The 12,508-nt window shown below is 67.0% G+C and carries 11 protein-coding genes; 2 read left to right on the forward strand and 9 right to left on the reverse strand.

Features of this window, described 5'->3' with window-relative positions; all coding sequences use genetic code 11:
- Window position 1 precedes the first annotated feature (1 nt).
- From ligD to ACQPW1_RS24295, 5 genes are all read right to left on the reverse strand, one after another.
- Window positions 2-1,003, reverse strand: coding sequence for a non-homologous end-joining DNA ligase (gene ligD, locus ACQPW1_RS24275; RefSeq protein WP_433665033.1), 1,002 nt, complete (start codon window positions 1,001-1,003; stop codon window positions 2-4).
- A complete protein-coding gene (locus ACQPW1_RS24280) occupies window positions 1,000-2,079 on the reverse strand; it encodes an ATP-dependent DNA ligase (protein WP_433665035.1) in 1,080 nt (359 codons plus the stop codon). Before ACQPW1_RS24280 ends, ligD begins: the two co-directional genes overlap by 4 nt.
- Before the next feature lie 135 nt (window positions 2,080-2,214).
- The gene (locus ACQPW1_RS24285; RefSeq protein WP_433665037.1) at window positions 2,215-2,619 is read right to left on the reverse strand and encodes a cold-shock protein; all 405 of its coding nucleotides are present in this window, start codon (window positions 2,617-2,619) and stop codon (window positions 2,215-2,217) included.
- A gap of 34 nt (window positions 2,620-2,653) precedes the next feature.
- Window positions 2,654-3,754 (reverse strand): SPFH domain-containing protein, encoded by a 1,101-nt coding sequence (locus tag ACQPW1_RS24290; RefSeq protein WP_433665038.1) that lies wholly within the window; start codon window positions 3,752-3,754, stop codon window positions 2,654-2,656.
- Between the two features lie 19 nt (window positions 3,755-3,773).
- The gene (locus ACQPW1_RS24295) at window positions 3,774-4,007 is read right to left on the reverse strand and encodes a hypothetical protein (RefSeq protein ID WP_433665039.1); all 234 of its coding nucleotides are present in this window, start codon (window positions 4,005-4,007) and stop codon (window positions 3,774-3,776) included.
- Window positions 4,008-4,174: 167 nt separating this feature from the next.
- On the opposite strand from ACQPW1_RS24295, the gene ACQPW1_RS24300 reads away from it, so the two are divergent.
- On the forward strand, window positions 4,175-7,204 hold the full coding sequence (locus tag ACQPW1_RS24300) for a tetratricopeptide repeat protein (protein ID WP_433665040.1): 3,030 nt from the start codon (window positions 4,175-4,177) through the stop codon (window positions 7,202-7,204).
- 14 nt (window positions 7,205-7,218) lie between these two features.
- Here the strand turns inward: ACQPW1_RS24300 and ACQPW1_RS24305 are convergent, their stop codons facing one another.
- Window positions 7,219-7,935, reverse strand: coding sequence for an SDR family oxidoreductase (locus tag ACQPW1_RS24305; RefSeq protein ID WP_433665041.1), 717 nt, complete (start codon window positions 7,933-7,935; stop codon window positions 7,219-7,221).
- A gap of 91 nt (window positions 7,936-8,026) precedes the next feature.
- On the opposite strand from ACQPW1_RS24305, the gene ACQPW1_RS24310 reads away from it, so the two are divergent.
- Window positions 8,027-8,905, forward strand: coding sequence for a LysR family transcriptional regulator (locus ACQPW1_RS24310; protein ID WP_433665042.1), 879 nt, complete (start codon window positions 8,027-8,029; stop codon window positions 8,903-8,905).
- On the opposite strand, the gene ACQPW1_RS24315 is transcribed toward ACQPW1_RS24310, so the two are convergent.
- The 3 genes from ACQPW1_RS24315 to ACQPW1_RS24325 form a co-directional block, all read right to left on the reverse strand.
- The gene (locus ACQPW1_RS24315) at window positions 8,902-9,291 is read right to left on the reverse strand and encodes a hypothetical protein (RefSeq protein WP_433665043.1); all 390 of its coding nucleotides are present in this window, start codon (window positions 9,289-9,291) and stop codon (window positions 8,902-8,904) included. The two genes, ACQPW1_RS24310 and ACQPW1_RS24315, sit on opposite strands and share 4 nt — an antisense overlap.
- Before the next feature lie 71 nt (window positions 9,292-9,362).
- Window positions 9,363-10,709 carry an ABC transporter ATP-binding protein gene (locus ACQPW1_RS24320; RefSeq protein ID WP_433665044.1) on the reverse strand — a complete coding sequence of 449 codons (1,347 nt, stop codon included), beginning with the start codon at window positions 10,707-10,709 and terminating at the stop codon, window positions 9,363-9,365.
- Between the two features lie 40 nt (window positions 10,710-10,749).
- Window positions 10,750-12,486, reverse strand: a complete 1,737-nt coding sequence (locus ACQPW1_RS24325; RefSeq protein ID WP_433665045.1) for an ABC transporter permease — start codon at window positions 12,484-12,486, stop codon at window positions 10,750-10,752.
- Window positions 12,487-12,508: the final 22 nt, after the last annotated feature.

A 12,508-nucleotide genomic window follows, 5' to 3' on the forward strand; every position in this document is an offset into this window, starting at 1 on the left:
GCTACTCCTCCTTCTTGGCGCGACTCGGCTGCACGCGGGGCGGTTCGTTCGGCATCTTCGGATACTGCGGTGGCCACGGCGCGTCCATGAGTCCGGACGCCATATCGCGTTCCGACATCTCTAGTAGCGGGGCAATCGACTGCGGTGCGCGATCGGCCCACGGGTCACCCAGTTCGGCCAGCCGGGCGGGCACGGTGGCGATGGTCAGCTCGTCCGGTACGGCGGTGTCCAATTCGGACCAGGCGATCGGCGTGGACACCTGCGCGCCGACCTTCGGCCGCACACACCAGGCGCCGAAAACCGTCTTGTGCGGGGCATTCTGGTTGAAGTCGACGAAGACGCGATTACCGCGTTCTTCCTTCCACCACTGCGCGGTGATCTCCTCGGGATGGCGGCGCTCCAGTTCCCGCGCCAACGCGACGGACCCGGCGCGCACCTGGTAGCCATCCCAATTCGGTTCCAGCGCAATGTAGATGTGCAGCCCGCGGGAGCCGGAGGTCTTGATCCGCGACTCGATTCCCAACTCGACGAACAACTCTCGGGTCAGCACGGCGGCGTGCTTGAGGTCGTCGAAGGTGATGCCGGGGGAGGGATCGAGGTCGATGCGCAGTTCGTCGGCGATCTTCAGGTTGTCCGCTCGGTTGGGCCACACGTGAAAACCCAAGCAGCCCTGGTTGACTGCCCACAGGATGTGCGCGAGATCGTGCGCGACGAGCGCGTCGGCGGTGGTGCCGTTGGGCGTGGACACCTCGACGGTGCGCAACCAGTCCGGCGCGGATTTCGGCACCCGTTTCTGAAACCACGACTTACCGGAGGCGCCGTCGGGATAACGTTCCAACAGCAGCGGGCGACCGCCGACCACATTCAGGAACGGTTCGGCCACCGCCTGGTAGTAATGCACGAGATCGAGTTTCGTGTCGCCGCGCTTGGTGAAATACACCTTGTCGGGATTGCTGATGCTGACGGTCCGGCCGTCGGTCTCGATATCTACTGACGCGGTCACTTCGCCTCACTGAAGATCGCACTCAATTCCGCGGGCGGCGCCTCGTCGAGCTGAGCATAGGTACATGATTCCGGCGTGCGGTCGGAGCGGAAGCGGACCAGCCTGCCGCCGTGTCGCAGCCGTCCGGACTGCACGTGTTCGTAGCGGACCTCCGCGACCAGTTCGGTCCGCAGTGCCACCCACGAAAGGTCCTTGCCGCCGGTCCAGCGGCTCACCCCGCCCGGCATCTTGCCGTCGGCCTTGGCCTGCGCCGCGGCGTCGGCCCATTCCCGCCACGGATGGTTGTCCAGGGCGTTCTCGCGCAGCGGCTTCAGTTCCTCGACCAGTTCCTTGCGCCGGGCCGCGGTGAAGCTGCTCGCGACGCCGACGTGATGCAGGTTGCCTTCGTCGTCGAAGAGCCCGAGTAGCAGCGATCCGACACCCTCGCCGTCCTTGTGCCACCGGAATCCAGCGACGACGCAGTCGGCGGTGCGCTCGTGTTTGACCTTCAGCATCACCCGCTTGTCCTGCAGGTAGGCCAGATCGTTGGCCTTGACCATCACCCCGTCGAACCCCGCGCCCTCGAACCGGGTGAACCAGTCCTCGGCGACCTCGGGATCCTGGGTGATCGGCGTGAGGTGCACGCGCGCGAGTTCGGTGTCCAGGATGGTTTCCAGCAGCCGCCTGCGTTCGGCGAACGGTTCCTCGGTCAGATCCTTGTCGCCGAGGGCGAGTAGATCGAAGGCGACGAAGCTGGCGGGCGTCTCCACGGCCAGCTTGTTGACCCGGGAGGCGGCCGGATGCAGGCGGTTCTGCAAAGTGTCGAAGTCGAGGCCCTCGTCGGTGACCACGACGATCTCGCCGTCCACCACGCACCGATCCGGCAATGCCTTCTTCAGCAGCTCGGCGACCTCGGGAAAGTACCTGGTCAACGGACGATCGTTGCGGGACCCGAGCTCCACCTCGTCACCGTCACGGAAGACGATGCAGCGGAAGCCGTCCCACTTCGGCTCGTAACTCAGCCCCGCCTCGTGTGGCACACCGGGCGCGGTTTTGGCCAGCATCGGTTTGACGGGCGGCATCACCGGTAGGTCCACGCGATCCTCCTCGGATTCGGTTCTCACCGGTACCGACGGAGCGATGGGGCGGAATTCATCGGTACTTGCCGATGATCGTAAGCGCCGCATCCGACAAGATCATCGAACTTGCGGATGCGGCGCCACGAGGAACTCCTACACGTCCAGCCAGCCGTGTTGTTCGGCGAAGACGGTGAGCCGGTCGCGGATGGTGAGGATCTCGCCCGCGGTCAGTGCGGGGCTCGCGTCGAGGAGTAGCTCGGTGATCAGGCGTTTGTGTTCGGCGGCGTTGAGCTGGCCCGAGTTCGACCGGTGTTTGGTTTTGTGCGGCGCCGGCGGCGGGCTCGGCTGACCACCGACCACGCTCAGATTGACTGCCTTCGGCCCACGATCACCCTCTGTCATGTCGAATTCGAACACCCGCCCCTGCCGCAACTCGTCTTCATCCAGACCGATGTCGTTGACGTGCACGAATACGTCCGGCCCGCCGTCCTCCGGTCGAATGAACCCGAATCCCCGAGAGCTATCGAACGACACCAATTTCCCGATGGACACCAACACCTGCTCCTCGTCGCGCCGTCGCTACCCGGCCACCTTAGCCCGCGTTATCGTCGCTGTTGGACGAAAGCGCCTTTTGCAATGAATTGAAAACGGTGAGTCCCTGACCGACCATTCCGTTGACGAGTTCACTCACTCCATCCGGACCGTTGAGTACGGTCAGATTCGCGCCCGCCAGCCCGTTCGAGGCCTGCTTGACGATTTCCGGCAGTTGTTCGATCAACAACTGGTCCAACGCGATCCGGTTGTTCGACGCGGCGGCCGCGGCCTGGATCCTGGTGCGGTCGGCCTCTGCCTCGGCCAGGATGCGCACCCGTTCCGCTTCTGCCTGAGCGGGTTTCACCACTTCGGTCTGCAACTGCTGCTCGCGCAGCTCCGCTGTTTTGCGGGCCTGCTCGGCCTGCGCGGTCAGCACCTCTTGCAGCGCCATCGCCTCGGCGAGCGGACCTGCCTGTGCCGCTTCGGCATTCGCCTTGTCGATGTCGCGCTGATACTGCGCGCGCAGGATCGCGGTCTCGCGCGCGTACTCGGCCTGCCTACGCAGGGACTCCTGCTCGGCCTGCGCGGAGAGTTGCGCCGCTTGCGATTGCGCGATCTGCGCGTCGCGCTGGACGGTGGCATTGTGTGGCGCGGCGAGCGCCTGAATGTAGCCGAGATTGCCGTCATCGATCGACTGGATCTGGAACGAATCCACCCAGAGCCCGATATTGCCCATCTCCACTTTCGAGGCGACGAGCACTTCATCGGCCAGCTTCTGGCGTTCCCGGATGATCTCCTCGACCGTCATCGAGCCGACGATCGAGCGCAGATGACCGGAGAAGATACGACCGGTGAGGACCGACATCTCCCGTTCCTGCTCGGACAGGAAGCGTTGCGCGGCATTCACGATCGAGGTGGTGTCGTTGGCGACCTTGAACGCGATCACCGCGCGGACCTCGAGTTGGATCGCCTGCTTGGTGACGCAGCGCTCCTTGATCTCGGCCTCGAACATGGCCAGCGAAAGGTAGCTGACCTTGCGGAACAGCGGAATCACCCAGCTTCCGCGGCCGATCACCACCTTGAACGGCGCGTTGTCCTTGCTCTTGGCGCCGCTGATCAGCATCGCCTCGTCCGGGTCCGGTACGTGGTAACCCAGCACGGTTGTCTCCCTTACTCTTTCAGATGGTTTCCGCCGGATCGGCCGTCAGCGGTATCCAGGGCACCACATCGACGATGCGCCCCGGGTTGACATTGATGACCAGCACGGTTGTTCCCGCTGGAATCGCTTCGACGGCACGTGCGATGTACAGCTCCGTCCCCCCTCGAATTGCCACCAGGACCTCCCCGAGCAGCCCCGCACCTCGGATCGGCGATGTGAGCGTACCCGTCAAACCGACCACGGGGTCGCTCATCGCAACGATCTCCTCCCACTCGTATCCAGGCCCGCCACACTACGTCTCGCACAGCACGTTTCGATATACGAATGATGTCGGCGAATGTAACGCGATCGTTGTGACGACGGAATCCCCAGGTTGCGGGTGTGTGATCTCTTTCGATAGCACGCGGGTATGTTGCTTGCATGGGAGGACGACTCGCTTTGGTTGTCGGGTCCGAGTGTGTAGCGCTGGGGGAACTGGGGTTCACCGGCGAACTCGCGACGGGTTTGTATGGGAGTTTGACCGAGGCGGGAGGGTGGCGGTCCGCGACAGCGGACGACGGGCCGGTCTTGAATCCGACTGCGGCGCAGCTGGTGACGGCGGTGGACGCGGCGTTCGAGGAGGCCGGGCAGCGGCAGGCGACGCTACTGCTCGCGTTCATCGGGCACGGTGTCGCGACCAGTCCCGAGGACTTCTATCTCCTCGGGCATGATTCGCCCGCGGTACCCAACTCGCACAACGCCTTTCATCTCACCCAGGAGATCAGGGAGCGATTGAACCAGTCGGCCGTGGACGGTCTGGTGGTGCTGGTCGACGCCTGCGAGACCGGGCAGGGCGTGATCGGTGCGGCGCGCCGGTGGACCGATCTGCTCGCGCAGTCGGCAGGGCGGATGGAGATGCTGGTCGCGGCGGGGGAGGGACCCGCGTTTTCCGGGTGCTTCACCCGAACCATGCTGTCCACCTTCGACGGCGGGCTGCCGCTGCGCGGCGAGAACCTGCTGCCCGCGGACCTGGTCGATCCGATCGCGGGCGAATGCATTCAGCAACAGCCGCAATACCTTTCGTTCACCTCGGGCGCGGTGTCGGTGGCGCACGGTGCGGACCCCGGACTGTGGCTGGTACCCAACACCGCTCGGCATCGCGACGCCGTAAGTGGCCGCTCCGCAGCAGGTTTCGTCGATCAGCTGACCCGTGGTCTGCTGGTGACACCCGATGTCCGTGAGCATCTCGACACGATCGTGGACGCGGGCAGTAATCGGCTGCGCGTGGTGATCGGCCCGGCCGGTGCCGGCAAATCCACCCTACTTGCCATGCTGATCCGGCCCAGCCTGGTCGAAGGCCTTGCGGTGACGCCCGAATACATCACCGCGGCAGTGTTTCTCACCGCCGCCAGCTCGATCGAGGCGGTCGCGGCGGAGCTGGCGGCGCAGCTGAGCGCGCGGGTACCCGGTTTCGCGGAGGCGGCGCAGGCGGTGCACGCGCACCGGGCTCGAGACGAGTTCGACATCTTCGACCTGTCGGTGCGGCATCCGCTGGCGCGCTTGTCGACCGCGGGTCGCCGGGTGACGCTGGTGCTGGACGGATTGAACCAACCGCAGGAAGGTACGCGGCGGCTGCTGATCTCGGCCATCGCGGACCTGACCCGCCGCCACGACCTGCGGCACGTCCGGGTCATCGTCGGCATTCGGGACGGCACCGGCGTCGAGGACGACCCCGCGCTGGCCCACATGTACCGGATCGACGTGGGCGAACCCGCCGCCGACGACATCGCCACCGCCGTCGGATCCGCGCGCGGTAGCGGGGCGCCCGCGGACCCGTCGGATTGGGTGGACTGGATTCAGTCGCTGCTCACCGAAACACCGACGGACGTCGAGGGAACGCACGTCGTCTCGGGCGGCTGGCTGCTGGCCCGGATGCTGCTCGAGGTGGCGTCGAGCATCACCGACGGCGCGGTCGCCGCCGGTATCGGCCTCGATCGGATCGTCGCCCTGCGGGTCGACGCGGCGCTGCGCGGGATGTACCCCGAAACTGCCGGTGCGACAGGCGCTTTCCTCAGCATCATGGTCGCCGCCGGGGTCGGGCCGGTGCTGCCGATCGAACTCCTCGACGCGGCGTTGACGGCTCGCGGATTCGATCTGCACATCGCGCGAATCCGCGACATGACAGTGGCTTTGGGTTCGCTGGTCACCCGCAGCAGGCCCGGTACGCCGCGCGAGTCGCTCGGCGTGACGCACGGTGCGCTGCTGCCCGGACTACGCGTCGAGTGCCAGAAGCTCGACGTCGAACTCGAGGACGCGCACCGCGCCATCGTGACGGCCATCAAGCAGAGTCCCAGTGACCGTGCAGCTGACTATGCACGCGGCTCGGCCGTGCGCCACTGCCTCGCCTACCGGGATTCCGCCAGCGCCCTGCACTTCCTCGTACTACTGCAAACCACGAGATCCGCGGACAACCGCGATCTCTGGGCCGCCTGGGTACCCGCCTTCATCGAGACGCTCGGCCCCGACCACCCCGACACCCTCACCACGCGCAGCCGCGAGGCGTACCACCGCGCCGAAAGCGGCGACCTGGTCGGCGCCATCGCGGCCTTCGAGCTGCTGCTGGCCGACCGCCTCCGTGTGCTCGGCCCCGACTACCCGAAAACCCTTGGCACGCGCACGAATCTGGCGACCTACCGGGCCCGCTGCGGCGACTACATCGGTGCCCGAACCGATTACAAGCGCCTGTTCGCCGACCAGCGCCGCCTGCTCGGCCCGGACCACCCCGATACGCTCCGTACCCGAAACGACTTGGCGTCCAACCGCGCCGACCTGGGTGACCTCGTCGGTGCCATCGCCGATTTCGAACAACTGCGCATCGACCGCGCCCGAGTGCTCGGCGCCGACGACCCGCAGACCCTGCGCACCCGCAACAGCCTCGCCTACTGGCGCGGCGCGAACGGCGACTTCACCGGCGCCCGAACCGAATTCGAACAACTCCTCGCCGACTCCCTGCGCATCTTCGGCCCCGACCATCCGTCGACCCTGGCCGCCCGCAACAGCCTCGCCGCCTTTCGCGCCCGCAGCGGCGACCTCGTCGGCGCCGCAACCGAATTCACCCACCTCCTCACCGACCGCCTCCGCGTCCTCGGCCCCGACCACCCCGACACCCTCACCACCCGAAGCACTCTCGCCGACTACCACGCCGACACCGGCTACCTCCCCGACGCCATCGCCGAACTCGAACAACTTCTCGCCGACCGTCTCCGCGTGCTGGGCCCCGACCATCCCGACACCTTCGCCACCCGCAACGACCTGGCCACTCGCCAAGCCGAAAACGGCGACCTCCCCCGTGCCATAGCCGAACTAGAAGTCCTTCTGGTAGCCGAACTCCGCGCCCTCGGCCCCACCCACGCCGCCACCATCCGCACCCAAACCACCCTCGCCCACTGGCGCAGCCAGCTCGTGAAGTAGGTGCGCGTCCTGGTTCACCAGGGCACGACGCCCTCGTCGTTGAAGAAGCCGCCGCGCGGTCCGTCGTCGGGGAGGGTGGCGAGGCGGACAGCGATCGCGGCGCCTTGGTCGGGTGTCCGGGGTGAGTTGAAGCCGGTGAAGTCGGTGGCGACGTAGCCGGGGCAGCAGGCGTTCACGATGACGTTCGTGTCGGCGAGTTGGCGGGCGTACTGGGTCATGATGCTGTTGAGCATCGACTTCGACGGTGCGTAGGCGGCCAGGATTGGGCCGGGTTGCAGGGCCAGCGAGCCCATGCTGCTCGATATGTTGACGATGCGCGGCGAATTCGCGCGGCGCAGCAGTGGGAGCATCGCGTTGGTCACCCGGATGACCCCGAACACGTTGGTGTCGAGGACGGTACGGACGATGTCCAGGTCGAGGGTCGTCGGATCCTGTGCGCCACCGTCGGTTCGGCCGGCGATGCCCGTGTTGTTGACGAGGACGTCGAGCCTTCCTGCCGTCTGCTCGATGGTCGCTGCGGCGGCGGTGACGCTGTCGTCGGAGGTGACGTCGAGGGCGACCCCGAACGCGTCGACGCCCGCGGCACGCAGACGTTCGACTGCTTCCTTGCCCCTGACGTCGTCGCGAGCACCCACCGCGACCGTGTAACCGATCGCCCCGAGACCCTGTGCGATGGCGAAGCCGATTCCCTTGTTCGCGCCGGTGACCAGCGCGGTCTTTGTGTCGATCACGTTGTCATGCTGCGCGATTCGCGCGGTCGCTGTCCAAGACGGATCGAGTACGTTGTGATACCTGCCGGGTATCAGGGGGTAGGCTTCGTGCGTGCACGATCTGGAGACCCGCGAGCTTCGCTACTTCGTTGCCGTCGCCGAGGAGTTGCACTTCGGCCGCGCCGCCGTTCGGCTCGGGATCGCGCAACCGCCACTCTCCCGTGCGATCAGCCAGCTGGAGCGGCGCCTCGGCGTCCAGCTCTTCGAACGGGACCGTCGCGGCGTCGAGCTCACCGAGGCGGGCACGGTGCTACTTCGCGAGGCCGGAGCGGCCCTCGATGCGGTCGCGGCCGCCGCGCGTCGGACGCGACGTGCCGGGGATCCGAAGCGGCCGCTGGTGCTCGTAACGAAGGCCGGGGCGGCGCACGATCTGCTGCAACAGCTTCTCGACGCGTTTGCGAGCGAACCCGATGTGGCGCCGATCGAAATCCTGCTGTGCGAGGTCGGCGAGCAGGCGCGGATGCTGCGCGACGGGCAAGCCGACGTGGCTCTCATGCATCGCCCGTTCGACGACCTCGCCGGGTTCGACACCGAGGATCTCCGCGTCGAAGGCCAGGTCGCGATCCTTCCCGCGGTGCATCCGCTCGCGGCACGCGATCAACTCACGCTGGCGGATGTCGTTGATGTGCCGGGCCTGCCGATCGCGCGCTGGCCGCGGCTCGACGGGTCCTACCCGGACGGGCCCGGTCCAGAGGCGCGCACGCAGTCGCAGCTCGCTCAGCTGGTGGCGCTCGGCAGAGCGCTGCTCGTCATCCCTGCCTCCAGCCGTGCCTGGCAGTGGCCCGATCACGTCGCGGTGCCCGTTGTCGACGCGCCGGACGTCACCACCGTGATCGCATGGCCGCCGAGCACGCACTCCCCGACGGTTGCGGCACTGGTCCGCTCAGCATCCGCTGCGCTGCAAACTCCGTCGCGCGTCAGCACGCGCTAGCGCAGGTCGCGGGCGAGCCGGGTCGCACCGACGGTCATGTAGCTGCCGGTGAGGGTCACCATGGCGAGTGCGGTCGGGCGTGGCAGGTCACCGCGAACAACATGCGCGGCACCGTGGGCGGTGTCGATGATGTCGACCATCAACCCCACGCGCTGCCATCGGGGGCGCTCTTCGGCGGGTGCCGTCAGGTATCCCACGCCCAGCGCGATCGCTCGCGCACCGAAAATCCTTGTCATATAGGTCAGTTCGGGCGTCGGGTGGATGCCGAATGCCACGGTCAGGGTGCGTGGCAGCGCAATGGCTGCGGCACCCAACGCGATTCGGCCGACGGCTAGCCCGCGCAGTGCGCCGGCTAGTGGGGAAGGTGGCGCGATATTCGTTGCCATGGGTACGAGAATTCCCGAAAGACGCTGCGGGGTCGATTACCTCGGAGGTAATCGACCCCGAGACACTGCGGCTACGTCGTCCACTTCCCGCGCACGCCCGCGAAGACCTGTGCCGCCGGATCGGCCGTGATCTTGTCGGAATCCGTGTCGTAGTCGTACAACTCGGCGTACCGACCCCAGTCGATGGCGATATCCAGTTGCCGCCGAGCATCTTCCGGCCCGAAGCCCCGGCGCAACAGATCGAGGAAGAACCCGGCGCGCAAGCTGCCGTCGGAACTGCCGGTGAGGCCCTTGCAGATGGTCCGCACCAAAGGTGCGCGATGCCGGGCCTGCTCGGCGAAGATCCGCTTGCTCTCCTGGATGTCGGCGGTGGTGAAGCGGGTGCCGATGTCGGTGAGCAGCACGTCGCCGTCCTCGACGGTGATGAAGCCGAGCATCTCGGCGGCGTCGACGAGCGGGAGCAGGTCGTCGATCTCGAAGTTGAGCTCGTCGGCGATGTCGGGGAGATCGGCACGGCCATCGGTGGCGTAGACGAGCTCGACCAGACCGGCCAGCCCGCCGACCGAGGCATCGGGCAGCGGCTGGGCCGTCGGCGTGGCCTTATCCGGTTCGGCGACAACGGGTTCGATGTCGCGTCCGGTGAGCAGGCCGTAGATCTCGTCGACCATCGCCTCGAACCACGGTGCGCGTCGGTCTCGCGGACGTGGTTGCGGCACCTGGATTTCCGCGATTATGCGCCCAGGGTTGGAACCGAGGACGAGCACCCGATCGGCCAGTTGCACGGCCTCCTCGATGTTGTGGGTGACGACGCAGATCGCCTTGGTGGGGAAACCGTCGGTGGCCCACAGGTTCACCAACTCGGTGCGCAGATTCTCCGCGGTGAGCACGTCGAGTGCGGAGAACGGCTCGTCCATCAGCAGCAGGTCCGGTTCGAGCACGAGCGCGCGGGCGAAGCCGACCCGCTGACGCATGCCGCCGGAAAGCTCCTTGGGGTAGGCGGATTCGAAGCCGTCCAGGCCGATCATGTCGATGGCTGCTAGGGCCCGCTGCTGCCGCTCGGCAGGCGGGACGTTGCGGGCGGCGAGCCCGAGCTCGACATTGTCCTGCACGGTCAGCCATGGCATCAGCGCGAACGACTGGAACACCAGCGCCGCACCGGGATTGCTGCCGTTGAGCGGGGTGCCACGGTAGGTCACCTCGCCGTCGGACGGCGCGATGAGTCCGGCGATGATGCGCAGCAGCGTGGACTTGCCGGAGCCGGAACGGCCGAGCAGCGCGACGATCTCGCCGCTGCGCAGCTGCAGATCGATGCCGTCGAGCACCCGCAACTCGTCACCGGCGGCGCCGATGAATCGCTTGCCGACCCCCGAGATGTCCAGCAGCACATCGCGGTTCGCTTCGGTGGTGGTCACGGTCATGATCGGTCTCCCGTCGAACGGATGGAGAAGGAGCGGGCGTTCACAGCGAGTACCGCCGTTCGGTCAGTGCGTAGAGCCGCCGCCAGAACAGCCGGTTGATGCCGACCACGTAGATGCTCATGACCAGCACGCCGATCAGAATCCGTGGTGAGTCACCGACTTTGGTCGCCTCGTGGATGTAGGAGCCGAGTCCCGCCGCCACCAGCGTGGTCGACCCGTAGTCGACCACCTCCGAGACGATGGACGCGTTCCACGCGCCACCGGCCGCGGTGATCCCGCCCGTCACATAGCTGGGGAAGATGGCGGGCAGGATCAGCCTGCGCCACCACAGCTTTCGCGGCAGTTGCAGGTTGGCGGCGGCCTCGCGCAGATCGGTGGGCACCGCGCTGGCACCGGCGATGACGTTGAACAGGATGTACCACTGCGCGCCGAGCGCCATCAGGATGGTGCCCGCCCAGTTCAGGCTGGCCCCGCTCCACACGAGTACGGCGGTGATGAACGGGAACAGGAAGTTGGCCGGGAAACTGGCCAGCACCTGCACCACCGGCTGCGCGAGCCGAGACACCTTGGGGTTCAACCCGATCCACACACCGATGGGCACCCACACGATGGTCGCGAACACCAGCAGCACGACTACTCGAAGCAGGGTCAGGAAGCCGAGCCCGAACGCGTGCCCGACTTCGGCGAAGCCCGCGGTGGATTCGATGTAGTCGGCCACCCGATACCCGCCGTAGGCGACCGCCGCCGCGACCACCGCGGCGAAGACGAGATCACCGGCGCGGCGCCGAACCGGCGAGGCGTGCAGCGGGTACTCGGCGAGCCCGAACACGCTCATCAGCCGATCCAGCGGCGACACCAACGGGCCGAACACCTTGCCGAGCAACAGCGGAATATGCGAGCGCCGCAACAGATTCAGCATCACACTGCGCGGTGCGTCGGCCGCCCCGGTGTCCTCAACCCGGAAGCGTTCCGCCCACGCGGTGAGCGGCCGCCAGAACAGGAAGTTCACCCCGACCACCATCACGACCATCACGCCGATCGCGATGAACACCTTGCCGAGATCGCCGTCCCCGGTGGCCGTCGCGACGTAGGACCCGATGCCGGGCAACGCGTACTCGTGGTTGTTCACGCTGATCGCCTCGGACGCGACCAGGAAGAACCAGCCGCCGCCGAAGCTCATCATCCCGTTCCAGACCAGCGGGATCATGCCGCTCGGCACGTCGACGCGCCAAAACCGTTGCCAGCGTGACAGTCTCAGGTTGCGCGCGGCCTCGTCCAGCTCGCGGGGCTGCGCGGCCAGGCTGTGATAGAACGCGAACGCCATGTTCCACGCCTGCGAGGTGAAAATCGCGAAGATGGAAGCACTTTCGAGGCCGAGCTGGGAGCCGGGGAACAGCGCGATGAACCCGGCGACGGTGATCGACAGGAACCCGAGGATCGGCACCGACTGCAGAATGTCGAGCAGCGGCAGCAGCACCGTGCGGGCCCGCCGCAGCCGGGCCGCCGCCGTCGCGTAGACGAAGGTGAACAGGATCGACAGCCCGAGCGCGGCGAACATCCGCAGCAGCGAGCGCGCCGCGTAGTAGGGCAGCTGCGCGGGATCGGTGGACACGGTGGCGGGCGCGTCGGCCTGGTCGAACGGCACATTCGCGCTCGCCGACACCCGTACGACCAGCCAGATCAGCACCGCCGCGCCGACGAACACGACGACATCGGCGAACCGATTGCGCGGCCGGTCGGTCGCACTGCCGGCCGGGTAGGAACGAAGCAGAGTCATGCCTGCACCTCGCTGGCGCTCG

The sequence above is a fragment of the Nocardia sp. CA-128927 genome (assembly GCF_050955855.1).
GTDB lineage: Bacteria > Actinomycetota > Actinomycetes > Mycobacteriales > Mycobacteriaceae > Nocardia.

What these genes read in the sequence shown, in the direction of transcription:
- ACQPW1_RS24300 (WP_433665040.1), top strand. Translation starts at nt 4,175, where the DNA reads ATGGGAGGACGACTCGCTTTGGTTGTCGGGTCCGAGTGTGTAGCGCTG.
- ACQPW1_RS24325 (WP_433665045.1), bottom strand. Translation starts at nt 12,486, where the DNA reads ATGACTCTGCTTCGTTCCTACCCGGCCGGCAGTGCGACCGACCGGCCG.
- ACQPW1_RS24315 (WP_433665043.1), bottom strand. Translation starts at nt 9,291, where the DNA reads ATGGCAACGAATATCGCGCCACCTTCCCCACTAGCCGGCGCACTGCGC.
- ACQPW1_RS24320 (WP_433665044.1), bottom strand. Translation starts at nt 10,709, where the DNA reads ATGACCGTGACCACCACCGAAGCGAACCGCGATGTGCTGCTGGACATC.
- ACQPW1_RS24295 (WP_433665039.1), bottom strand. Translation starts at nt 4,007, where the DNA reads ATGAGCGACCCCGTGGTCGGTTTGACGGGTACGCTCACATCGCCGATC.